This window comes from Mesorhizobium sp. ESP6-5 (genome assembly GCF_020164695.1).
GTDB lineage: Bacteria > Pseudomonadota > Alphaproteobacteria > Rhizobiales > Rhizobiaceae > Mesorhizobium > Mesorhizobium australicum.
In genome coordinates this window covers 1-21,837 of the sequence record NZ_JAIUGR010000016.1, presented here as the reverse complement: position 1 = coordinate 21,837, position 21,837 = coordinate 1, and the positions used below count along the sequence as shown (strand labels likewise).

The 21,837-nt window shown below is 61.6% G+C and carries 34 protein-coding genes and 1 pseudogene; 1 reads left to right on the top strand and 34 read right to left on the bottom strand.

What is annotated here, in order from left to right; all coding sequences use genetic code 11:
• Window positions 1–19 precede the first annotated feature (19 nt).
• The 6 genes from LB524_RS24000 to LB524_RS23975 all read right to left on the bottom strand — a co-directional run bounded on the left by LB524_RS24000 (window position 20) and on the right by LB524_RS23975 (window position 6,228).
• Window positions 20–1,000, bottom strand: a complete 981-nt coding sequence (locus tag LB524_RS24000) for an RluA family pseudouridine synthase (protein WP_015317967.1) — start codon at window positions 998–1,000, stop codon at window positions 20–22.
• Between the two features lie 63 nt (window positions 1,001–1,063).
• Window positions 1,064–1,438, bottom strand: a complete 375-nt coding sequence (gene crcB / locus LB524_RS23995) for a fluoride efflux transporter CrcB (RefSeq protein WP_141907139.1) — start codon at window positions 1,436–1,438, stop codon at window positions 1,064–1,066.
• A gap of 181 nt (window positions 1,439–1,619) precedes the next feature.
• Window positions 1,620–2,450: an aspartyl/asparaginyl beta-hydroxylase domain-containing protein gene (locus tag LB524_RS23990; RefSeq protein WP_140619545.1), complete on the bottom strand. Its 831-nt coding sequence runs from the start codon at window positions 2,448–2,450 to the stop codon at window positions 1,620–1,622.
• Window positions 2,451–2,605: 155 nt separating this feature from the next.
• Window positions 2,606–2,971 carry a DUF930 domain-containing protein gene (locus LB524_RS23985; RefSeq protein WP_224530745.1) on the bottom strand — a complete coding sequence of 122 codons (366 nt, stop codon included), beginning with the start codon at window positions 2,969–2,971 and terminating at the stop codon, window positions 2,606–2,608.
• A 311-nt stretch (window positions 2,972–3,282) separates the two neighbouring features.
• Window positions 3,283–4,590: a replication-associated recombination protein A gene (locus LB524_RS23980; RefSeq protein WP_224530744.1), complete on the bottom strand. Its 1,308-nt coding sequence runs from the start codon at window positions 4,588–4,590 to the stop codon at window positions 3,283–3,285.
• A gap of 144 nt (window positions 4,591–4,734) precedes the next feature.
• Entirely contained in the window at window positions 4,735–6,228 is a 1,494-nt protein-coding gene (locus LB524_RS23975; RefSeq protein WP_224530743.1) for a DegQ family serine endoprotease, read from the bottom strand.
• Window positions 6,229–6,366: 138 nt separating this feature from the next.
• Between LB524_RS23975 and LB524_RS23970 the strand changes: the two genes are divergently transcribed.
• On the top strand, window positions 6,367–6,978 hold the full coding sequence (locus LB524_RS23970) for a hypothetical protein (protein ID WP_224530742.1): 612 nt from the start codon (window positions 6,367–6,369) through the stop codon (window positions 6,976–6,978).
• Window positions 6,979–7,041: 63 nt separating this feature from the next.
• On the opposite strand, the gene rplQ is transcribed toward LB524_RS23970, so the two are convergent.
• From rplQ to LB524_RS23830, 28 genes and pseudogenes are all read right to left on the bottom strand, one after another.
• Complete coding sequence (gene rplQ, locus LB524_RS23965) at window positions 7,042–7,473, bottom strand: 50S ribosomal protein L17 (RefSeq protein ID WP_015317974.1); 432 nt, start codon at window positions 7,471–7,473, stop codon at window positions 7,042–7,044.
• 104 nt (window positions 7,474–7,577) lie between these two features.
• The gene (locus LB524_RS23960; RefSeq protein ID WP_006205443.1) at window positions 7,578–8,588 is read right to left on the bottom strand and encodes a DNA-directed RNA polymerase subunit alpha; all 1,011 of its coding nucleotides are present in this window, start codon (window positions 8,586–8,588) and stop codon (window positions 7,578–7,580) included.
• Between the two features lie 103 nt (window positions 8,589–8,691).
• On the bottom strand, window positions 8,692–9,081 hold the full coding sequence (gene rpsK / locus LB524_RS23955; RefSeq protein WP_006205444.1) for a 30S ribosomal protein S11: 390 nt from the start codon (window positions 9,079–9,081) through the stop codon (window positions 8,692–8,694).
• Between the two features lie 122 nt (window positions 9,082–9,203).
• Window positions 9,204–9,572, bottom strand: a complete 369-nt coding sequence (gene rpsM, locus LB524_RS23950; RefSeq protein ID WP_006205445.1) for a 30S ribosomal protein S13 — start codon at window positions 9,570–9,572, stop codon at window positions 9,204–9,206.
• Window positions 9,573–9,772: 200 nt separating this feature from the next.
• Window positions 9,773–10,369 carry an adenylate kinase gene (locus LB524_RS23945; protein WP_015317975.1) on the bottom strand — a complete coding sequence of 199 codons (597 nt, stop codon included), beginning with the start codon at window positions 10,367–10,369 and terminating at the stop codon, window positions 9,773–9,775.
• Window positions 10,366–11,706, bottom strand: a complete 1,341-nt coding sequence (secY, locus tag LB524_RS23940; RefSeq protein ID WP_015317976.1) for a preprotein translocase subunit SecY — start codon at window positions 11,704–11,706, stop codon at window positions 10,366–10,368. The genes LB524_RS23945 and secY overlap by 4 nt, the downstream gene beginning before the upstream one ends.
• A 193-nt stretch (window positions 11,707–11,899) precedes the next feature.
• Window positions 11,900–12,373 carry a 50S ribosomal protein L15 gene (gene rplO / locus LB524_RS23935; RefSeq protein WP_224530741.1) on the bottom strand — a complete coding sequence of 158 codons (474 nt, stop codon included), beginning with the start codon at window positions 12,371–12,373 and terminating at the stop codon, window positions 11,900–11,902.
• 22 nt (window positions 12,374–12,395) lie between these two features.
• Entirely contained in the window at window positions 12,396–12,593 is a 198-nt protein-coding gene (rpmD, locus tag LB524_RS23930; protein WP_006205449.1) for a 50S ribosomal protein L30, read from the bottom strand.
• Between the two features lie 24 nt (window positions 12,594–12,617).
• Complete coding sequence (rpsE, locus tag LB524_RS23925; RefSeq protein ID WP_006333394.1) at window positions 12,618–13,181, bottom strand: 30S ribosomal protein S5; 564 nt, start codon at window positions 13,179–13,181, stop codon at window positions 12,618–12,620.
• Window positions 13,182–13,312: 131 nt separating this feature from the next.
• Window positions 13,313–13,672 (bottom strand): 50S ribosomal protein L18, encoded by a 360-nt coding sequence (gene rplR, locus LB524_RS23920; RefSeq protein ID WP_015317978.1) that lies wholly within the window; start codon window positions 13,670–13,672, stop codon window positions 13,313–13,315.
• A gap of 137 nt (window positions 13,673–13,809) precedes the next feature.
• On the bottom strand, window positions 13,810–14,343 hold the full coding sequence (gene rplF, locus LB524_RS23915) for a 50S ribosomal protein L6 (protein WP_013895694.1): 534 nt from the start codon (window positions 14,341–14,343) through the stop codon (window positions 13,810–13,812).
• 88 nt (window positions 14,344–14,431) lie between these two features.
• Window positions 14,432–14,830, bottom strand: a complete 399-nt coding sequence (rpsH, locus tag LB524_RS23910; RefSeq protein ID WP_006205453.1) for a 30S ribosomal protein S8 — start codon at window positions 14,828–14,830, stop codon at window positions 14,432–14,434.
• 12 nt (window positions 14,831–14,842) lie between these two features.
• The gene (rpsN, locus tag LB524_RS23905; RefSeq protein WP_013895695.1) at window positions 14,843–15,148 is read right to left on the bottom strand and encodes a 30S ribosomal protein S14; all 306 of its coding nucleotides are present in this window, start codon (window positions 15,146–15,148) and stop codon (window positions 14,843–14,845) included.
• 27 nt (window positions 15,149–15,175) lie between these two features.
• Complete coding sequence (rplE, locus tag LB524_RS23900) at window positions 15,176–15,754, bottom strand: 50S ribosomal protein L5 (RefSeq protein ID WP_224530737.1); 579 nt, start codon at window positions 15,752–15,754, stop codon at window positions 15,176–15,178.
• Window positions 15,747–16,061: a 50S ribosomal protein L24 gene (gene rplX, locus LB524_RS23895; RefSeq protein ID WP_015317981.1), complete on the bottom strand. Its 315-nt coding sequence runs from the start codon at window positions 16,059–16,061 to the stop codon at window positions 15,747–15,749. The genes rplE and rplX overlap by 8 nt, the downstream gene beginning before the upstream one ends.
• 12 nt (window positions 16,062–16,073) lie before the next feature.
• Window positions 16,074–16,442, bottom strand: a complete 369-nt coding sequence (gene rplN / locus LB524_RS23890) for a 50S ribosomal protein L14 (protein WP_006205457.1) — start codon at window positions 16,440–16,442, stop codon at window positions 16,074–16,076.
• Window positions 16,443–16,514: 72 nt separating this feature from the next.
• Window positions 16,515–16,754 carry a 30S ribosomal protein S17 gene (rpsQ, locus tag LB524_RS23885; RefSeq protein WP_010909280.1) on the bottom strand — a complete coding sequence of 80 codons (240 nt, stop codon included), beginning with the start codon at window positions 16,752–16,754 and terminating at the stop codon, window positions 16,515–16,517.
• An 11-nt stretch (window positions 16,755–16,765) separates the two neighbouring features.
• Window positions 16,766–16,966, bottom strand: coding sequence for a 50S ribosomal protein L29 (rpmC, locus tag LB524_RS23880; protein WP_006205459.1), 201 nt, complete (start codon window positions 16,964–16,966; stop codon window positions 16,766–16,768).
• A gap of 13 nt (window positions 16,967–16,979) precedes the next feature.
• Window positions 16,980–17,393 (bottom strand): 50S ribosomal protein L16, encoded by a 414-nt coding sequence (gene rplP / locus LB524_RS23875; protein ID WP_006205460.1) that lies wholly within the window; start codon window positions 17,391–17,393, stop codon window positions 16,980–16,982.
• Between the two features lie 27 nt (window positions 17,394–17,420).
• The gene (gene rpsC / locus LB524_RS23870; RefSeq protein ID WP_013895697.1) at window positions 17,421–18,146 is read right to left on the bottom strand and encodes a 30S ribosomal protein S3; all 726 of its coding nucleotides are present in this window, start codon (window positions 18,144–18,146) and stop codon (window positions 17,421–17,423) included.
• Window positions 18,146–18,535, bottom strand: a complete 390-nt coding sequence (gene rplV, locus LB524_RS23865; RefSeq protein WP_010909277.1) for a 50S ribosomal protein L22 — start codon at window positions 18,533–18,535, stop codon at window positions 18,146–18,148. Before rplV ends, rpsC begins: the two co-directional genes overlap by 1 nt.
• A gap of 2 nt (window positions 18,536–18,537) precedes the next feature.
• Window positions 18,538–18,816 carry a 30S ribosomal protein S19 gene (gene rpsS, locus LB524_RS23860; protein WP_015317982.1) on the bottom strand — a complete coding sequence of 93 codons (279 nt, stop codon included), beginning with the start codon at window positions 18,814–18,816 and terminating at the stop codon, window positions 18,538–18,540.
• A gap of 16 nt (window positions 18,817–18,832) precedes the next feature.
• Complete coding sequence (gene rplB / locus LB524_RS23855) at window positions 18,833–19,666, bottom strand: 50S ribosomal protein L2 (protein WP_015317983.1); 834 nt, start codon at window positions 19,664–19,666, stop codon at window positions 18,833–18,835.
• A gap of 23 nt (window positions 19,667–19,689) precedes the next feature.
• On the bottom strand, window positions 19,690–19,983 hold the full coding sequence (locus LB524_RS23850) for a 50S ribosomal protein L23 (RefSeq protein ID WP_010909275.1): 294 nt from the start codon (window positions 19,981–19,983) through the stop codon (window positions 19,690–19,692).
• The gene (gene rplD / locus LB524_RS23845) at window positions 19,980–20,600 is read right to left on the bottom strand and encodes a 50S ribosomal protein L4 (protein ID WP_027145573.1); all 621 of its coding nucleotides are present in this window, start codon (window positions 20,598–20,600) and stop codon (window positions 19,980–19,982) included. Before rplD ends, LB524_RS23850 begins: the two co-directional genes overlap by 4 nt.
• Window positions 20,600–21,322 (bottom strand): 50S ribosomal protein L3, encoded by a 723-nt coding sequence (gene rplC, locus LB524_RS23840; RefSeq protein WP_015317985.1) that lies wholly within the window; start codon window positions 21,320–21,322, stop codon window positions 20,600–20,602. The genes rplD and rplC overlap by 1 nt, the downstream gene beginning before the upstream one ends.
• Window positions 21,323–21,383: 61 nt before the next feature.
• Entirely contained in the window at window positions 21,384–21,692 is a 309-nt protein-coding gene (gene rpsJ, locus LB524_RS23835; RefSeq protein WP_010909272.1) for a 30S ribosomal protein S10, read from the bottom strand.
• 69 nt (window positions 21,693–21,761) lie between these two features.
• Window positions 21,762–21,837, bottom strand: a pseudogene (locus tag LB524_RS23830) (elongation factor Tu); the annotation flags it as partial.

The following is a 21,837-nucleotide window of genomic DNA, read 5'->3' as shown; positions in this document are numbered from 1 at the left end:
TCGGTGGCGCCGCTCACGGTTAGTCCTCCGCGCTGGCGTCGTCGAAGCCGATCAGGTTCCAGCTCTGGCGCATATGCGGCGGCATCGGAGCGGTGACGTCGATGACGCCCTTGTCCGGGTGCGGGATAATGATGCGGCGCGCGTGCAGATGCAGGCGGTTTTGAATGCCGCCAGGAAAATCCCAGTTGGTGTCGGCCTCGAAGTATTTCGGGTCGCCGATGATCGGGCAGCCGATATGGGCGGCATGGACGCGAAGCTGGTGTGTGCGGCCGGTATAAGGTTCCATCTCCAGCCAGGTCATGGTCTGCGCCGCCTGCTCGATAATGCGATAATAGGACACGGCATGGTCGGCGCCTTTTTCGCCATGCGCGGCAATGCGCACGCGGTCGCCGTCCGGCGTAGCCTCCTTGATCAGCCAGGTCGAGATCTTGTCCTCGCGCTTGGGCGGCACGCCCTTGACCAGCGCCCAGTAGGTCTTCTTGGTTTCCCGCGCCCGGAACGCCTCTGAAAGCTTCATCGCGGCCAGCCTGGTGCGGGCCACCACCAGCACGCCCGACGTGTCGCGGTCGAGCCGGTGCACCAGCCGCGGCTTCTCGCCTTTCTGGCTGCGCCAGGCTTCCAGCATGTCGTCGACATTGCGGGTAACGCCGGAGCCGCCCTGAACGGCGAGGCCCGCCGGCTTGTTGAAGACGAAGACCTTTGGGTCCTCGTGGATCAGCATCTTGGCGAGCACATCGGCGTCGCCCTGGTTGCGGATCGAGTGGCCGGTGAGCGCGCTCTCGCCCTTCTTGTCCACCTCGAGCGGCGGAACGCGGACCATCTGCCCCGGCTCGACGCGGGTGTCGGCCTTGACCCGGCCGCCATCGACGCGGATCTGGCCGGAGCGCAGCAGCTTCTGTAGATGGCCGAAGCCAAGGCCCGGGAAATGCGTCTTGAACCAGCGATCGAGCCGCATGCCCGCCTCGCCGGCCTCCACAGTGATCTGTTCAACGCCTGCCATGTCTTCTTCGCTTATCCGTTTCCCGAGCAGGGCTCTTGGCCTGCGCTTGGCGCGGCAATAACATTATGAAACGGTTCTTGCGAGCCAAAGTCCCAGAAACAGGGCAATGATCGCGCCAACGACGCTGGCAAGCGCATATCCGAATGCCGGCAGTGTCGAGCCTCGTTCCCACAGGGCGGCGAAGTCGAGCGAAAAGGCGGAGAAGGTGGTGAAGCCTCCGAGAATGCCGGTGGCAACGAACAGCCTGACCTCATTGGACCCGCCGCGACGCGCAAGGATGGCGATGAACAGCCCCATCGCAAACGAGCCGAAGATGTTGATCGCCATCGTGCCCCAGGGATAGTTGGGACCGACAAGGCGCAGCGCGCCCATGCTGGTCAGATGGCGGATGCCGGCGCCGATGCCGCCGCCGACGGCTACGAGAAGCAGATTGAACATAGAACTTTACTGCCCCCGCGAGGACGCCGGCGTCAATCCCTTGAGCGAGGTGACGCAGCTTCGGGGGATGGCAGAGATAGTCGACCTAAAGAACCGGGCTTCCAACTCATGTAGCGCAATCACTGCCATGACACATTCAGGATACTGCCGGCTCCGCCGGCAGTATCGACAGATCTTCAACTTAGGTGGTTTCGACCTTCTTTGGCTTTGTCGAGCCAATCATCTTCCAGTTCTTGTAGAACATCGAGTTGATGCGCTCGACGCTTACCGAGACGACCGCAAGCATGCCAGCGATCAGGCGGGGCACCGGGGACGGCCTGATAATATCCATGAACACGCAGTAGCGGCGGCCATCATACTCGTTGACCGAGCGATGCAGCAGCGTGTCGTCGAAAATGAACTGCGGATTGTCGTACCAGTAGTTCTTGACGTTGCCGCATTCGACGAAAATCTCCGCTTTCACCGGGATCAGATTGTAGAGGATACGCAGGCTGAGCCGCAGCGGTCCGAAATGCCAGGAGGTCGATTCGCGCTTGCTGAAGACGGAAACGGCAATTGTCTTGATGTATTTGAAATCCTTGTTGAATTCCTCGACGTTGTCGATCCTGTGCTTGCCGTACCACTGGTAGACATACATGCCGCGCCGGCCGGCGCCGAAATTGGCGTCGATGTCGGCGATGATCTCATCTTTGCGCGCCTTGAAGATATCAAGGACCTCATTGACCTCACGCTGGTAGTCGGCGGGAAACTGCTCCAGCTTCCACACGCCCGGATTTCTGTAGCACAGGAGATCGACCAGCAGGTTGAAGGGCGACAGCAACCAGGTGAAGAGCCCGTTGCCAAGGAAGTAGCCACTGAACAGCGCCAAATCCTTCCTGTCGTTGCGCAACACGTCGATCAGACCACAGACGATGAAGATCGTCGTCAGGATGGGGATGAAATAGAAACCAAGGGCGAGAAGCGGGATGGCAATGGCGAATTTGCGAAGGGATTTGCGAAGGGTTTTTGTCATTTTTCCACGCGCGAAGCGCGATCCTGTTGCGAATGAGGTGCCCAATCATGGCAACGGCCACCGCCCGACCGTGCGCCTTGATAAGGTTTTTTGGGTCACCGCACAACGGCCATGGTGTCTGGCCCGGCTGGTTGCCTGGTGGAGTTTGCCGGGCGTCAATGCACTGCCGGCAAGCCAAGCTCGTCCCATTTGTCCCTGGCCACGGGATCGCCGACTAGAAATTCAAAGCCAATAACGCTTTCGCCGTCCTTGGCGAGCTGGCATTTGAACTTCAGACTGTACCAGTTTTTACGGCTGCGAAAGGCCGCACCATTAGCGGCGATCGTCGTGCCGGTGATCTTCTCCTCCGCGGTCGCGTAGGGCACCACCCGCTCCGGCTGGAAATCCGCATGCCATTGGCGGATTTGGTCCATGGCCTCCAGATTGCAAAGCTGCACCATGCGCTCATCGGATGCGAAGGTCTTGAGATCGGCGCGGGCCTGCTTGCTGCGCGGATCGGCAAGGGTCTTGGCCGACAGCATCCGCGTTGGGCGGATCATGGCGGGCGTGGCGGGAAATCGAGGAGCGCTTGGAGCAGGCGCCGGTGCCTCGGGCATGGGTGCGCGGGGTGCCTCCTCGATGGGAGGTGCGGGCGGCCTTGTCGAAACCTCGAATTGCCGTGGCGTCAGGATGGCGACCGACACGCGCTCCTCCTCTGGCCGGCTCGGGCGTTTCGGCGATGGTATCAACATGACGCTGGCGGCGAGCAGCCCATGCAGGAGAACCGAAGTGGAAATCCCCCAGGGCGAGGCCTCGTTTCGCACCGACAAGACCACCGAGCTCCGCAAGTCGGCTATTCCCGCTCTTTGCGCAGCTTTGCCCAGTAGTCGAGCCGCTTCCTGATGTCGCGCTCGAAACCACGCTCGGGCGGATCGTAGAAGGTCTGGCGGCCCATCTTTTCCGGAAAATAATCCTGGCCTGAAAAGGCATCTGGCTCATCATGGTCGTAGCGGTAGCCGGCGCCGTAATCCTCTTCCTTCATCAGCTTGGTCGGCGCGTTGAGAATGTGCTTCGGCGGCAGCAGCGAGCCATGTTCCTTGGCGGCCCGCGTGGCAGCCTTGAAGGCAGTGTAAACGGCATTGGATTTGGGCGCGGTGGCGAGATAGACGGTGGCCTCGGCGAAGGCGAGTTCGCCCTCCGGAGAGCCGAGATAGTCATAGGCGTCCTTGGCCGCGTTGGCGACGACCAGGGCCTGCGGATCGGCCAGCCCGATGTCCTCCATCGCCATGCGAACCAGCCGGCGGCCGAGATAGAGCGGATCCTCCCCGGCATCGAACATGCGCGCGAGATAGTAGAGGGCGGCATCGGGATCCGAGCCGCGCACCGACTTGTGCAGCGCCGAGATCAGGTTGTAATGGCCGTCCTGGCCCTTGTCGTAGATCGGCGCACGGCGCTGGACGATGCGCTGAAGCCCTTCGGGATCGAATATCTCGCCAGCCTTGGCCGCGCGCCAGACCTCTTCCGCCAGTGTCAGCGATGCGCGTCCGTCGCCATCGCTCATACGAATGAGCATCGTGCGCGCTTCATCGTCAAGCGGCAGCGCCCTGCCCTCCGCCTCCTCCGCCCGCGTCATCAGCTTGGCGATGCTGTCCTCACCCAGCGAATGAAAGACCATGACCCGCGCGCGCGACAACAAGGCCGCGTTGAGTTCGAAGGACGGGTTTTCGGTGGTGGCGCCCACCAGCACGACCGTTCCATCCTCCATGACGGGGAGGAATGAATCCTGCTGGGCGCGGTTGAAGCGATGAATCTCGTCGACGAAAAGCAACGTCTGGCGGCCGTTGGCACGGCGCAGCTTGGCCGCCTCGAACACTTTCTTCAGGTCGGCGACGCCGGAAAAGACCGCCGATATCTGCTCGAATGCAAGGCTGGTCTCGCCGGCAAGCAGCCTCGCCACCGTGGTCTTGCCGGTGCCTGGCGGACCCCAGAAGATCATCGATCCCAGCGAACCGGAGCCGATCAGCCGAGTCAGCGCGCCATCGGGTCCCGTCAGATGTTCCTGGCCAACGACCTCCCCAAGATTCCTCGGACGCAGCCTGTCGGCCAGCGGCCGTCCGGGCGGCACCTTTTCCGGTTCGTCAACGCTGAACAGATCGGCCATGCACTTCCTCAGAGCAATTCCAGGAAAAGTGTGAAGCGGTTTTCCGTCCGGGATTGCGTCAAAACAAGGATATAGGGCAGGTCGGCGTTTTGGTGAAACGCCGACCTGCTCCAAGTTTGGAGCGCGATCCCTTCAGGGTCGAACTCAGTAACGCAAAACCTGGCGCAGTATCTGCCCGCCGCGCTCGACGGTAAAGCGCCACCAGCGCGTATCCTGCTGGGCTACCTGCGCCAGCACTGCGGCGGTGTCGATGGTGGTGCCGTTGACCTCGCGCACGATGTCGCCTGGCTGAAAGCCGAAATCGGCGGCCGGCGAATCGCGATTGATATCGATCACCGTCACACCCTTGAGGTCGGTACGCAAGCCAAGCTTCTGGGCAAGCCGCGGCGACAGTTCCGAGACCTTCGCGCCCGAGAACGGGCTGCGGCCATGCAGCGTCACTTCCGAGGCTTTTGCCCCCTCCGGCGCGCGCTCCAGCGCAATGTCCATCGCCGCTTGCTGGCCCTTGGTCAGGATCGCGAAATTCGCCTTGGTGCCGATCGACAGCGTCGCCATGCGGTAGTCGAGCGCCTCAATGCTCTCGACCGGCTTGCCATTGATCTGCAGCACGACATCGCCCGGCTTCAGCCCTGCCTTGCCGGCGGGACCCGTCGCGTCGACCGAGGAGACCAGCGCCCCGGTCGGCTTTTCCATGCCCAGCGATTCGGCGATCTGCGGCGTCACCGCTTCGAATTCGGCGCCGATATAGGGCCGCTCGAAGAAATCGAGACCGGCCTTGGCGGCATCGGCGAAAGCCCGCACCATATTGGCGGGGATGGCGAACCCGATGCCGATCGAGCCGCCGCTGCGGCTGTAGATGGCGGTGTTGATGCCGACCAGCTGGCCGCCCATGTTGATCAGCGCGCCGCCGGAATTGCCGGGGTTGATGGCGGCGTCTGTCTGGATGAAATAACCCGAATCCGAAACGCCGATATGGCTGCGGGCAAGCGCGGAAACGATGCCGCTGGTGGTGGTCTGGCCAACACCGAACGGGTTGCCGATGGCCAGCACCAGGTCGCCGACCTCGAGCGCGTCGGAATCCCCGATGGCGATGACCGGGAACGGCTTGTCGGACTCGATCTTGAGCACGGCAAGATCGAGCGTTTCGTCCTTCAGCATCACCTTGCTGGTGAATTCGCGGCCGTCGGCGGTCGCTACCTTGACCTCGTCGGCATCCTTGATGACGTGGAAATTGGTGACGATGACACCGCTCGGATCGACGAGCACGCCCGAGCCGAGCGAAGACTGCGCACGCGGCTGGGCACGGCCGAAGAATTCCTCGAAGAACGGATCGCCTTCGAAAGGCGATGTCACCTTGGCGGTCTGCGAGGCATAGACGTTGACCACCGCGGGTGCCGTTTGCTTGACCAGCGGCGCGAATGAAAGCTGGACCTCCTCGCGGCCGAAAGGCACGCGCTTGTCCGGACCTGAAGTGGCATTCTCGCCTTCGACGCCATGCAGCAAGTCCGTCAACACATCGGAGAGGCCTGGATCGGCGGGCTTGGCGACGTCTTCGGCCTGCGCCTGCCGAACTGCCGGTGCGGCTGCGAACACCATGAAGGCGCAGAGCAGAACAAGGGACAGTCTTTTGGCGCGCATTGCGAATCCTCCAAGCGAGTTCGGGCGCATTGTCCCGACGAATGTGCAAAATGAAAGGCTAAGCCGCTGAAACCCGATTATTTTAAGCAGTAAAAGCAGCTAAAGCTGAACCTGAAGCCGAAAACCTCGTCAGCCCACATGAAAAAACAACTCCTGTCATTCCGTGACTTTTTGAAGACCGGCAGCTTGGGACCGATCTGCCCCGACATGACAATGGCCGAGATTGTCGAGGTGCTCGGCACGCCTGAGCATGCCGACCCGGACTATTGGACGTTCGGAAAGCTCGAAATTTCCTTTGACATCGAGCCACCGCACCAGATGAACTGGTTTCAAATCGAAGAGGCCGGTTATCTCAAAGGCCAGTCGGAGACTCTCACCGATTGCTTTGCGCTTTCTCTAGACGGGCTCAGCGGAAAGACAAAGCCATCAGAGTTCCTGGGGGCCGGCCTTTGGCTTCCAGATCAGGCTAAAGTTTTCTACGCTACGTCTGGCCATGACATCGGGATGAATATCTGCGCCGGACTGATTCAGATTCATTTTCATGTGGCTACTGACTTCATCGGCGATCAGGACACCGAAGCGTATTTGGGCGCGTCCTCCACGTCGCAATCGATGAGGGAGATCGATTCCCGGGCCGTCCTCGACAGTATCTATTCTTACCCCAGCCCGAAGACTGAAGAGGTACCGGGCGCATTCAATTGGAAGCTGTTGAGTGGAAGCCAGTATCTGGCGCTTGCCAGCGGACGGTAAAACATCGGCAGACGTAAAAAGGGGCCCGCAGGCCCCTTCAATTCAATTCGGAAAGACCGAGCCTTATGCGGCCGCGGCATCCGCGTCGGTGGCTTCGGCTTCGATGCGGGCGCGATCGCCGGCGCCCTTGGCCGAGGTGTCGCGATCGACGAACTCGATGACCGCCATCGCGGCATTGTCGCCGTGACGGAAGCCGGCCTTCATGATGCGCAGATAGCCGCCGTTGCGGGTGGCATAGCGCGGGGCGATGGTGTCGAACAGGCGCTTGACGACGCCCTCATTGCCGATCTGCGCGATCACCTGGCGGCGCGCGTGCAGGTCGCCGCGCTTGCCGAGCGTCACCAGCTTCTCGACGATCGGACGCAGGTCCTTCGCCTTCGGCAAGGTGGTGACGATCTGCTCGTGCTCGAGCAGCGACACCGCCAGATTGGCGAACATCGACTTGCGGTGGCTTATGCTGCGGGCGAAGCGGCGGCCTTTGAAACCGTGGCGCATGGCTCTTTTCCTTCTTCAGTTGTTCAAGAGGCCACGGCCTCCGAGGGTTTTCCGCATGACCGTCGGATCGAGCGGCTCACGCCGCCGATCCTTGGAATTCATGCTCAATATTGGTCTTCGTAACGCTTGGCGAGGTCTTCGATGTTTTCCGGCGGCCAGTCCGGCACTTCCATGCCGAGGTGCAGGCCCATCGCCGCCAACACTTCCTTGATCTCGTTGAGCGACTTGCGGCCGAAGTTCGGGGTGCGCAGCATCTCGGCTTCGGTCTTCTGGATGAGATCGCCGATATAGACGATGTTGTCGTTCTTCAGGCAGTTGGCCGAACGCACCGAAAGCTCGAGTTCGTCGACCTTCTTGAGCAGCGCCGGGTTGAAGGCGAGCTCGGTGACGGCTTCGGCGGCGACTTCCTTCTGCGGCTCGTCGAAGTTGACGAACAGGCCAAGCTGGTCCTGCAGGATGCGGGCGGCGAAAGCCACCGCGTCCTCGCCCGAGATCGAACCGTCGGTCTCGATGGTCATGGTCAGCTTGTCATAGTCGAGAACCTGGCCCTCGCGGGTGTTCTCGACCTTGTAGGAGACCTTCTTCACCGGCGAATAGAGGCTGTCCACCGGGATCAGGCCGATCGGCGCGTCCTCGGCGCGGTTGCGCTCGGCAGGCACGTAGCCCTTGCCGGTGTCGACGGTGAATTCCATGCGGATTTCAGCGCCTTCGTCCAGCGTGCAGATGACGTGGTCGGGGTTGAGGATCTCGACGTCGCCAACCGTCTGGATGTCGCCGGCAAGAACCGCACCCGGGCCCTGCTTGCGAACGACCATGCGCTTGGGGCCATCGCCTTCCATGCGGATTGCGATTTCCTTGATGTTCAGGACGATGTCGGTCACGTCCTCGCGCACGCCGGCGATGGACGAGAATTCATGCAGAACACCGTCGATCTGCACGGCGGTGACGGCCGCCCCGCGCAGCGAAGACAGAAGCACGCGGCGCAGCGCGTTGCCAAGCGTCAGGCCAAAGCCACGCTCGAGCGGCTCGGCGACCAGCGTGGTCAGCGTCTTCTTCTTCGACGAGAACTCGATCTTGTTCGGCTTGATCAGTTCCTGCCAATTTTTCTGGATCATGGTGCTTTCCTTCCGTTGACCCGCCACCATCCAATCGTGGCGGGCGACCTGGAATACCGTGGAGGAACGCCCTTGGGCGCTCACGCGGCGTTCGATAAATTGCTTAGACGCGACGCTTCTTGCGCGGGCGGCAGCCATTGTGCGGGATCGGCGTCACATCACGGATCGAGGTGATGGTGAAGCCGGCCGCCTGCAGGGCGCGCAGCGCCGATTCACGACCGGAGCCCGGTCCGCAGACCTCGACTTCGAGCATGCGCATGCCGTGTTCCTGGGCCTTCTTGGCAACGTCCTCGGCAGCCATCTGGGCGGCGAACGGGGTCGACTTGCGCGAACCCTTGAAGCCCTGGGCACCGGCCGACGACCAGGCAATCGAATTGCCCTGCGCGTCGGTGATGGTGATCATCGTGTTGTTGAAGGTCGAATTGACGTGGGCAACGCCCGACGAAATGTTCTTGCGTTCGCGACGGCGAACACGAGCGGCTTCCTTGGCCATGACAGTCCTTTCAATTGATCTCTACACCGCCGTAATGCCAGCGGCTCCACCTGGAAAAGTGAATAGTGAATTAGTGAGTAGCGATGACGTCCTCACCACCCACTACCAACCACTCACTCTTATTACTTCTTCTTGCCGGCGATCGACTTGGCCGGGCCCTTGCGGGTACGTGCATTGGTGTGCGTGCGCTGGCCGCGAACCGGCAGCGAGCGGCGGTGACGCAGGCCGCGGTAGCAGCCAAGGTCCATGAGCCGCTTGATGTTCATCGACACTTCGCGGCGCAGGTCGCCTTCGACCTGATAGTCGCGGTCGATGGTCTCGCGGATCTGCAGCACTTCCGCATCGGTCAACTGGTTGACGCGGCGCTCGGCCGGGATGCCGACCTTGTCGACGATCTCCTGGGCGAACTTCTTGCCAATGCCGTGAATGTACTGAAGCGCGATGACGACGCGCTTGTTGGTCGGAATGTTGACGCCGGCTATACGAGCCATGTTCTTCTCTTCTCCATGTGGGCCGGACAAGCCGGCGTTATTCAGATTGCCCCGCGTCCGGTGGAGGCCGGCCCTTGCGGGAGTTTCCAGTTCAAAGCGACTGCCCTGCCCTTGCGGACAGGCAAAGCGCGCATCTGATAGGAAGACGGGCCGCCATACCGCAGCAAGTCGCCTCCGTCAAGCTTAATCTTTAAATTCCCTTACCGCGCCTTCTCGGCCGCCGCGAGCACGGCTTCAATCTCGGCGGTTACCGCGTCGATACTGGCCATGCCGTCCACAGTCTTGAGCTTGCCTTTGGCGTAATAGTAGCCGGTCAGCGGAGCGGTCTTCTTGTAGTACTCCCGCAGCCGCTCTTCGAACACGGCGGGATTGTCGTCCTTGCGCACCGGCTGGCCGGCGGCCTTTGCATCATCGGCGCGCTTGACGATTCGACCAACCAGCGCCCTGTCGTCGACAACCAGTTCGATGACGGTGTCGAGACCAATGCCACGCTCTGAAAGCATCGATTCAACCGCATCCGCCTGCACCAGCGTGCGCGGATAGCCGTCGAGGATAAAACCCTTGGCGCAGTCAGCCTGATCGATACGCTCGGCGACGATGGCGTTGACGATGGCGTCGGACACCAGCTCGCCGGCATCCATCACCGCCTTGGCACGCTTGCCGACCTCGGTACCGGCCTGAACGGCGGCACGCAGCATATCACCCGTCGAGAGCTGGGGTATGCCGTGTTTTTCTACCAGTCTTTGTGCTTGTGTCCCCTTGCCCGCTCCTGGCGGCCCAAGCAAAATCAACCTCATCTGGCTTTCTTCCCCCCGCGCAGCTTCGACTTCTTGATCAGGCCTTCATACTGGTGCGCGATCAGGTGACCCTGAATCTGCGCAACCGTATCAAGCGTGACACTGACCACGATCAGAAGCGATGTGCCACCGAGGTAGAATGGTACGCCAGTCGCCGAGATCAGGAACTCCGGCAGCAGGCACACCAGCACCAGATAGATGGCGCCGACGACGGTGATGCGGGTGAGAACGTAGTCGATGTAATCGGCGGTGCGCTCGCCCGGACGATAGCCAGGGATGAAGCCCGAATGCTTCTTGAGCTGGTCGGCGGTGTCCTTCGGGTTGAACACGATCGCTGTGTAGAAGAAGGCGAAGAACACGATCATCGCCGCATAGAATGCCATGTAGAGCGGCTGGCCGTGGCCAAGCGAGGCCAGGATGGTGCTGGCCCAGGCCGGCATGTTGGTCGTCTGCGAGAAGCCGGCGACGGTAGCCGGCAGCAGAAGCAGCGACGACGCGAAGATCGGCGGGATGACGCCCGAGGTGTTGAGCTTAAGCGGCAGATGCGAGGTATCGCCCTGGAACATGCGGTTCCCGACCTGGCGCTTCGGATACTGGATCAGCAGGCGGCGCTGGGCGCGCTCGAAGAACACGATAAGCGCTATGACAACGATGGCCAGCACGATGATCGCCAGGATCAGGCCGGTCGACAGGGCGCCGGTACGGCCGAGTTCCAGTGTGCCGGAAATGGCATGCGGCAAGCCGGCGACGATGCCGGAGAAGATGATCAGCGAAATGCCGTTGCCGATGCCGCGCGCGGTGATCTGCTCGCCCAGCCACATCAGGAACATGGTGCCGCCGACCAGCGTGACGACGGTGGAGATGCGGAAGAACATGCCGGGATCGCTGACGATGCCGTTGCCGTTCTCCAGTCCCACCGAAATGCCATAGGCCTGCACCAGCGCCAGGAGCACGGTGCCGTAGCGCGTGTACTGGTTGATGACCTTGCGGCCCTGCTCGCCTTCCTTCTTCAGCGCTTCCAGCGAGGGAATGACCGAGGTCATCAGCTGCATGATGATGGAAGCGGAGATGTAGGGCATGATGCCGAGTGCAAAGATCGCCATGCGCTGCACGGCACCGCCGGCGAACATGTTGAACATGCCGAGCACGCCCTTGCTCTGCGAGGAGAAGGCCTGGGCGAAAGCGTCGGGATTGATGCCGGGAAGCGGGATGTAGGTGCCGAGACGATAGACGAGCAACGCGCCGATGGTGAACCAGATGCGTTTCTTAAGGTCCTCCGCCTTGGCGAAGGCCGAGAAATTCAGATTCGAGGCTAGTTGTTCAGCAGCCGAAGCCATGCCTGATTCTCCGCTTGGTAACGCTTGATGGCCCGTGAGGTCAGGCGGTGCGTTTCACCGAAGCTCACGAGATAAGCTCCGGGCTGTAAACATGCAAGCGGCCGCGTCGACGCGGCCGCTAAATTGAGCAGGTCAAAGCGCGATCTCAAGCAAAAACGGATACCACTCTTGCCGACCGCTCTTCAAATTGCCGTTACTCGGCGGCTGCCTTTTCCGGCAGCTTGACCGAACCGCCGGCCTTTTCGATCTTCTCGATCGCGGCCTTGGAGGCGCCGGCGACGTCGAAGGCGAGCTTGGCTTTGAGTTCGCCATCGGACAGCACGCGCACGCCATCCTTGACGCGACGGATGACGCCGGCGGCGACAAGCGTCTCGGCCGTCACGGTCGCCTTGACGTCAAGTTTCTTGGCATCGACGGCTTCCTGGATACGGGCCAGCGAGACGACGGTGAAGCTCTTGGCGAAGATGTTGTTGAAGCCACGCTTCGGCAGACGCCTGTAGAGCGGCATCTGGCCACCCTCGAAGCCGTTGACTGCAACGCCGGAGCGCGCCTTCTGGCCCTTGACGCCGCGACCGGCGGTCTTGCCCGAGCCGGAGCCGATGCCGCGGCCGAGACGCTTCTTGGAGTGCGTCGCGCCGTCCTTGTCACGCAGATCATTGAGTTTCATCTGGGTTCTCCTGCGCTCTTGCTCAGCCCTCGTCCACAACGCGGACGAGATGCTGGACGGCAGCGATCATGCCGCGCACGGAAGGCGTATCTTCCAGCGTGCGCTGCTTGTGCATCTTGTTGAGGCCGAGGCCGACCAGCGTTGCGCGCTGTTCCTTCGGGCGGCGGATCGGCGAACCGATCTGCTCAACGGTGATGGTCTTGGTTGCTTTCTTGGCCATGGTCAAAATCCCTGGTCAGATCGACTATTCTTCAGCCGCAACGGCGGTGCCGCGGCGGGCCTGAAGGGTCGAATACTTGATGCCACGCGCGGCAGCCACATCCTTGGGATGCATCTGGCTCTTCAGCGCGTCGAAGGTGGCGCGAACCATGTTGTACGGGTTCGACGAACCCATCGACTTGGCAACCACGTCGTGCATGCCGAGCGTCTCGAAGACGGCGCGCATCGGGCCGCCGGCGATGATGCCAGTACCCTGCTTGGCAGCGCGCAGCAGAACGCGGCCAGCGCCCCAACGTCCCTCGACGTCATGGTGCAGCGTGCGGCCCGAGCGCAACGGCACGAAGATCATGTCGCGCTTTGCGGATTCGGTTGCCTTGCGGATAGCTTCCGGCACTTCGCGCGCCTTGCCGTGACCAAAGCCAACGCGGCCCTTCTGGTCGCCGACGACGACGAGCGCGGCAAAACCGAAGCGACGGCCGCCCTTGACGACCTTGGCGACGCGGTTGATGTGGACAAGCTTGTCCACCATGCCGTCATCGCGTTCTTCACGATCGCGGCCGCGGCCGCCATCCCTACGTTCCTGTGCCATATCCTGTTCCTTGTTCTTTTCCGGAAGCACGGGTTGCTGATTGCCGGCGCCGCTTTGGGTCGCCGACGGTGAAAACTATTTCTTCCCTTGCATGATCTTATCCGAAAAGTCTGCAACTTTTCGGGTCATGCTTAGAAGCTGAGACCGCCTTCGCGGGCCGCTTCAGCCAGCGCCTTGACGCGGCCGTGATAGATGTAGGCGCCGCGATCGAAGACGACTTCCTTCACGCCAGCCTTGGTGGCGCGCTCGGCGATCAGCTTGCCGATCGCAGCGGCGGCAGCAGTGTCAGCGCCGGTCTTGAGCGAACCCTTGAGATCCTTCTCGAGCGTCGATGCGGCGGCAATGGTGTGGCCCTTGGCGTCGTCGATGACCTGGACGTAGATGTTCTTAGACGTGCGATGAACCGACAGACGCGGACGCTCGCCGGCGACTTTCTTGATCTGACGGCGCACGCGCTGCGCGCGGCGCTGGATGGATTCCTTGATAGCCATGATAGTTCCTTGCCTTCAAAAAACAGGGGCCGCCATATGCGGTAGGCGAAGCGCCTCCCGCGACCGCTCCCCGCGGCGTTAACTTCCGTGGCTTGGTCCCTGTCCGAAAAGTCTGCAACTTTTCAGGACCAAGCCGACTACTTCTTCTTGCCTTCCTTGCGGACGATCTTCTCGCCAGCGTAGCGGACGCCCTTGCCCTTGTAGGGCTCGGGACCGCGGTATTCGCGGATTTCCGCTGCGACCTGGCCGACCTGCTGCTTGTCGATGCCGGCCACGGTGATTTCGGTCGGCTTCGGCACGGTGATCGTGATGCCGGCCGGCGTCTCGTAGACGACATCATGGCTGAAGCCAAGGGCCAGTTGCAGGTTCTTGCCCTGCAAGGCGGCGCGATAGCCGACGCCGGTGATCTCGAGCTTCTTCTCGAAACCGTCCTTCACGCCCTGCAGGATGTTGACGATCTGCGTGCGCGACATGCCCCACTTAGAGCGGGCGGTCTTGGTCTGGTCGCGAGGCTGGACAGCGATTTCGCTGCCTTCCATCTTGACCAGGACTTCGTCGTTCACCACGAACTTCAGCTCGCCCTTGGGGCCCTTCGCCGTCACGGTCTGGCCATTGACGGTCGCGGTCACGCCCTGCGGCAGCGAAACGGGTTTCTTTCCAATACGAGACATCAGGTTGTCCTCGTCACTTCTCTTGTTTCAGGTCTCTGTCTTCGGGAACGATCCGAAGACCGAATTCCACGTGCGGTAAGCTGCCGGATCAGAAGATCTGGCAGAGGATCTCGCCGCCGACGTTCTGTTCGCGTGCTTCATGGTCGGCCATCACGCCCTTCGGTGTCGAAAGGATGGCAATGCCGAGGCCGTTGGCAACGTGCGGGATCGACTTGGCCGAGACGTAAACGCGGCGGCCGGGCTTCGAAACGCGGGCGATTTCGCGCACGACCGGGGCACCGTCGAAATACTTCAGCTCGATTTCGATCTCGGACTTGCCGTTGTCGAAATCGGTCTGGCTGTAATCGCGGATATAGCCTTCAGCCTTCAGCACGTCGAGGACGCGGGTGCGCAGACGCGAGGCCGGCGTCGAGACACTCGACTTCTTGCGGCCATAGGCGTTGCGGATGCGGGTCAGCATATCGCCGAGAGGATCGCTCAATGACATGTTATGTCCTCCTTACCAGCTCGACTTGACCAGGCCCGGGATCTGGCCGTTATTGCCGAGGTCCCGAAGCGCGATGCGCGATACTTTGAGCTTGCGATAGTAGGCACGCGGGCGGCCGGTGACTTCGCAGCGGTTGCGGATGCGGATTTTGGCCGAGTTGCGCGGCATGGCGGCAAGCTTGAGCTGAGCGCGGAAGCGCTCTTCCATCGGCTTGGATTGATCCATGATGATCGCCTTGAGCGCAGCGCGCTTGGGACCGTACTGGTCGGCAAGCTTGCGGCGCCTGTTGTTCTTCTCGACTGAGCTGGTCTTTGCCATTTCAGATTTTTCCTTTTCTCGCTGCCGTTACTGGCGGAAGGGGAAGTTGAAAGCCTTGAGCAAAGCCCTGGCTTCGTCGTCCGTCTTCGCAGTCGTACAAACGATGACGTCCATGCCCCAGATCTGATCAACCTTGTCGTAGTTGATCTCCGGGAACACGATGTGCTCCTTGATGCCCATGGCGTAGTTGCCACGGCCATCGAAGCTCTTGGGGTTCAGTCCGCGGAAGTCGCGGACGCGCGGCAGCGCGATGTTCACGAGGCGGTCGAGGAACTCGTACATGCGTTCCTTGCGCAGCGTGACCTTGGCGCCGATCGGCATCTTCTCGCGAACCTTGAAGCCCGCGATCGAATTGCGGGCGCGGGTGACGACGGCCTTCTGGCCGGCGATCATCGCCAGGTCCTCGGCCGCGACCGAAGGCTTCTTCGAATCGGCGGTCGCTTCGCCCACACCCATGTTCAGCACGATCTTGTCGAGGCGCGGAACCTGCATCTCGTTGTCGTAGCCGAACTGCTCCTGCAGCGCCTTGCGGATGGTCTCGTTGTAGACCTGCTTGAGGCGCGGCGTGTTGTTGGCAGTCGCCAGCTTGGTTTGAGCCTTAGCCATTGATGACTTCTCCCGAGCGCTTGGCGACGCGCACCTTCTTGCCGTCCTTCTGGAAGACGAAACCGACGCGGGTCGGCTTGCCATCCTTCGGGTCGGCCAGCGCGATGTTCGACAGCTGGATCGGCGCTTCCTTGGTGATGATCCCGCCCTCTTGGGACTGGGACTGCTTCTGGTGACGACGGATCATGTTGACGCCGCGCACTAGCGCGGTGTCATCCTTCGGCTGAACCGAGAGGACTTCGCCCGAACGGCCCTTGTCCTTGCCAGCCAGCACGACGACCTTGTCGCCTTTTCTAATCTTTTGCATTGGTCCGGCTCCTTACAGCACTTCAGGCGCGAGCGAGATGATCTTCATGTGGTTCTTGGCGCGAAGTTCGCGCGGAACCGGTCCGAAGATACGCGTGCCGATCGGCTCTTTCTTGTTGTCGACAAGAACGGCCGCGTTCTTGTCGAAACGGATCACGCTGCCGTCCGGGCGGCGGATGTCCTTGGCCGTGCGAACCACGACCGCCTTCATCACATCGCCCTTCTTAACGCGGCCGCGCGGAATGGCTTCCTTGATCGACACCACGATGATGTCGCCCACGGAAGCGTATTTCCGCTTCGAGCCGCCCAGCACCTTGATGCACATGACACGACGCGCGCCGGAATTATCCGCCACGTCGAGGTTTGTTTGCATCTGAATCATGACTGGCCGCCTTCTTCTTTTCTAACGGGATGGGCCCGAAGCCCCTCCCCGGTCTGTCCAAAATTCGTTTGTTTACGCCTGATCCGAGGATACGACGATCCAGCGCTTATCCTTGGAAATCGGCTTCGATTCCTGGATGAACACCTGATCGCCGACCTTGTGGGCGTTGTTCTCGTCGTGCGCCTTGTACTTCTTGGTCATGCGCACGGTCTTCTTCATCACGGGATGCGTGAAGCGCCGTTCGACCTTAACGACAACCGTCTTCTCGTTCTTGTCGCTGACGACGGTGCCCTGCAGAATGCGCTTTGGCATGGTTTTCGTCCTTAAGCCTTCTTGGCCGCGGACTTTTCCGCAGCGATGGTCTTGATACGCGCAATGTCCTTGCGAACCTGCCTCACGCGCGCGGTCTTCTCGAGCTGGCCGGTGGCCTTCTGGAAGCGCAGGTTGAACTGCTCCTTCTTCAGGCTGGCCAGGTCGTCGGTCAGCTGGTCCTGGGTCTTGGTCCGGATGTCTTCGGCTTTCATGATCAGCCCGTCCTTATTCTGCGATGCGCTGTACGAAGCGCGTCCTGACCGAGAGCTTGGCCGCGCCGAGACGCAGCGCCTCACGGGCGGTTTCTTCATTGACGCCGTCGATCTCGAACATGATGCGGCCCGGCTTGACGCGCGCCGCCCAGTAATCGACCGCGCCCTTGCCCTTGCCCATGCGGACTTCGGTCGGCTTCGAAGTGACCGGCACGTCCGGGAAAATGCGGATCCAGACGCGGCCGGCACGCTTCATTTCGCGAGTGATCGCGCGGCGGGCCGCCTCGATCTCACGCGCGGTGACGCGGTTCGGCTCAAGCGCCTTCAGCCCGAAACCACCGAAATCCAGGTTGGTGCCGCCCTTTGCGGTACCATGGATACGGCCCTTGAACTGCTTGCGGAACTTTGTGCGCTTTGGCTGCAGCATCGTTCTAACTCCAAATTCCTAAATGTCTCAGGCGTTTTCGCGACGACGACCGCGTTCGCGATCACCACCACCGCCATGCGCGGCATCACCCTCGGTCGCGCGACGTTCCGAAGCCATCGGATCGTGCTCGAGGATCTCGCCCTTGAATACCCAGACCTTGACGCCGCAGATGCCATACGCCGTGTTCGCCTCGGCCGTGCCGTAGTCGACATCGGCGCGCAGCGTATGCAGCGGCACGCGACCTTCACGGTACCATTCCATGCGCGCGATCTCGGCGCCGCCAAGACGGCCGGCGCAGTTGATGCGGATGCCTTCGGCACCGAGGCGCATGGCCGACTGCACGGCACGCTTCATGGCGCGGCGGAACGCGATACGGCGCTCGAGCTGCTGGGCAATCGACTGGGCGACCAGGGTCGCGTCGATTTCCGGCTTGCGCACTTCAACGATGTTGAGGTGCGTCTCGGACTTCGTCATCTCCATCAGCTTCTTGCGAAGCTTCTCGATGTCGGCGCCCTTCTTGCCGATGATCAGACCCGGGCGCGCGGCATGGATGGTGACGCGGCACTTCTTGTGCGGACGCTCGATCACGACCTTCGAGATCGCGGCCTGCTTGAGTTCCTTCTCAAGATACTTGCGGATCTTGATGTCCTCATGCAGCAGCTTGCCGTACTCGCCGGTGTTCGCGAACCAGCGCGAATCCCAGGTGCGGTTGATGCCGAGGCGAAGACCGATCGGATTGACTTTCTGGCCCATTATGCGGCCTCCCCTTTTTCTTCGACTTCACGAACGACGATCGTGAGGTGCGAGAACGGCTTCTCGATACGGCTGGCGCGACCACGGCCACGAGCGTGGAACCGCTTCATGACGATCGACTTGCCGACATAGGCTTCCGCCACCACCAGCGCATCGACATCGAGGTCGTGGTTGTTTTCCGCGTTGGCGATTGCCGATTCCAACGTCTTCTTGACCGTGCCGGAAATCCGCTTGGCCGAGAATTCGAGATCGGAAAGCGCTGTCGCGACCTTCTTGCCGCGGATCAGCGCGGCAACCAGGTTCAGCTTCTGCGGGCTGATACGGATCGTGCGCAACACGGCGCGCGCTTCGTTGTCAGCAAGCCTGCGCGGAGCTTTGGCCTTGCCCATGATTATTTCCTCTTCGCCTTCTTATCCGCGCCGTGACCGTAATAGGTCCGGGTCGGAGCGAATTCACCGAACTTGTGACCGACCATGTCCTCGTTCACCGAAACGGGAACATGCTTCTGGCCGTTGTAGACACCGAAGGTGAGGCCGACGAACTGCGGCAGGATGGTGGAGCGACGGCTCCACATCTTGATCACCTCATTGCGACCGCCTTCACGAACCTTATCCACCTTCTTGAGAAGGTAGCCGTCGATGAAGGGGCCTTTCCAAATAGAACGAGTCACTTGGCGTTACCTCTTCTTAGCTCTTGCGCTGATGGCGCGAGCGCAGGATGAACTTGTCGGTCGCCTTGTTGGACCGCGTCTTCTTGCCCTTGGTCGGCTTGCCCCACGGGCTGACCGGATGACGGCCACCGGAGGTGCGGCCTTCACCACCGCCATGCGGGTGGTCGACCGGGTTCATGGTCACGCCGCGATTGTGCGGACGCTTGCCACGCCAAACCGTGCGGCCGGCCTTGCCGTCGTTGATGTTGCCGTGGTCCGGATTGGACACGGCACCGACGGTGGCCATGCAGGAGCCGTGAACGACACGCTGCTCGCCCGAGTTGAGGCGCAGGATCGCCATGCCCTGGTCACGGCCGACCAACTGGCCGTAGCCACCTGCCGAACGAGCGACCTGGGCGCCCTTGCCCGGCTTCAACTCGATGTTGTGGACGATGGTGCCGACCGGCATCGAGGCCAGCGGCATCGCATTGCCCGGCTTCACGTCGACCGCTTCGCCAGCCACGATCTTGTCGCCGGGAGCCAGACGCTGCGGAGCGATGATGTAGGACAGCTCACCATCATCATACTTGATCAGTGCGATGAAGGCGGTGCGGTTCGGATCGTATTCAATGCGCTCGACCGTGCCGACAACGTCGAACTTGCGACGCTTGAAGTCGATGATGCGGTACGAACGCTTGTGGCCACCACCGATGAAGCGGGCGGTGATACGGCCGTGGTTGTTGCGGCCGCCCGACTTGGTCAGACCCTCGGTCAGGCCCTTGACGGGCTTGCCCTTGTAGAGGCCCGAGCGGTCGACGATGACCAGCTGGCGGGTGCTCGGCGTTACCGGGTTGAATTTTTTCAGTGCCATTGTTGTTGTCCTCGCGGCCTTGCTCAGAGACCCGTCGCGACGTCGATCGACTGGCCGTCGGCCAGCGTCACGATCGCCTTCTTGACGTCGCTCTGGCGGCCGATCGTGCCGCGGAAGCGCTTGATCTTGCCCTTGCGGACAAGCGTGTTCACGGCCATCACCTTGACGCCGAACAGCGCTTCGACGGCGGCCTTGATTTCGGGCTTCGACGCCTTCTTGGCGACGTTGAAGACGACCTGGTTCTGCTCGGAGGCCATGGTCGACTTTTCAGTGATCGCCGGCGAGACGATCACGTCGTAGTGACGAAGGTCGGTCATTTAAAGCGCTCCTCGAGAGCCTCGACGGCGGCCTTCGAAAGGACCAGCGTGCCGCGGCGCAGAATGTCGTAGACGTTGATGCCCTGGATGGGCAGCACGTCGATGTTGGGGATGTTGGTGGCTGCCAGCTTGAAGTTCTTGTCAAGCTCGGCGCCGCCAATCACCAGGGCGTTGGTCAGGCCCAGCGTCGCGAAATTCGCGATCAGCGCCTTGGTCTTGGCCTCGGTCAGCTTCAGCTCGTCGATAACGATGATCGACGCGCTCTTGGCCTTGGCCGAAAGGGCATGCTTGAGGCCGAGCGCACGAACCTTCTTGGGCAGTTCATGCTCATGGCTGCGAACGACCGGGCCGTGGGCCTTGCCGCCGCCGCGGAACTGCGGAGCGCGTGCCGAGTGGTGACGGGCGCGGCCCGTACCCTTCTGCTTGTACATCTTGGCACCGGTGCGCGCGATTTCGGCGCGGCCCTTGGCCTTGTGCGTGCCCTGCTGCTTCTTGGCAAGTTGCCAGCGCACGACGCGCTGCAGAATGTCCTCGCGCGGATCAAGGCCGAAAATTCCGTCGGAAAGTTCCACCTTGCCGGCGTCTTTGCCGCCGAGCGTTGTGATCTTGAGATCCATTATTCCGCTCCCTCTGTGGCCGGAGCCTCGTTCTTAGCAGCTGCCGCAACGGCGCGGATCGCGGCGGGCTTCGGCGCATTGGCCGGCAGTGCCACCTTGGCCGCGTCGCGGACCAGGATCCAGGCGCCCTTCGATCCGGGAACCGCACCGCGGATCAGGATCAGGCCGCGGTCGGCATCGGTCGAAACGACCTCGACATTCTGTGTCGTCACGCGGGTGTCGCCCATGTGACCAGCCATATGCTTGCCCTTGAACACCTTGCCCGGGTCCTGGCGCTGACCGGTCGAGCCGTGTGTACGGTGCGAGACCGAGTTACCGTGGGTCGCACGGCCACCACCCATGTGGTGGCGCTTGATGACGCCCTGGAAACCCTTGCCGATCGTCGTGCCCGTCACATCGACCTTCTGGCCGGCGACAAAATGGTCGACGGTGATCTCAGCGCCGACGTCGATCATATTGTCGGCGGAGACGCGGAACTCGGCGACCTTCGCCTTCGGCTCGACGGAGGCGGTCGCGAAATGGCCGCGCATCGCCTTCGACGTGTTCTTCACCTTGGCGAGGCCAACGCCGAGCTGAACGGCGGTGTAGCCATTCTTCTCCTGCGTGCGCTGTGCCACGACCTGGCAGTTCTCCATCTGGAGCACGGTGACGGGAACATGTTCCCCGGCATCATTATAGATGCGGGTCATTCCCACCTTCTTTGCAATCACACCTGAACGCATCGGTTCAATTCCTTTAGAGTTCCGGGCCAGGGGCACCGCCCCTTACCGCGCTCTCATTCCGTTAGAGCTTGATCTCGACGTCGACGCCGGCGGCCAGATCGAGCTTCATCAAAGCATCGACCGTCTGTGGGGTCGGATCGACGATGTCGAGCAGACGCTTGTGCGTGCGCATCTCGAACTGCTCGCGGCTCTTCTTGTCGACGTGGGGCGACCGGTTGACCGTGAACTTTTCGATCCGCGTCGGCAGCGGAATGGGGCCGCGGACGTTTGCCCCGGTGCGCTTGGCCGTCGACACGATTTCCTTCGTCGAGGCGTCGAGCACGCGGTGATCAAACGCCTTCAGGCGGATGCGGATATTCTGTCCGTTCATGCGTCACTTCCTTGTTCTGGCGCGGCGCGGGCAACTCCGGCGCCCGCGACAGATCGGTTTAAGTCCAAATTACTCTTTGATGGTGACGACGATGCCGGCACCGACGGTGCGGCCGCCTTCACGGATGGCGAAGCGCAGCTTCTCT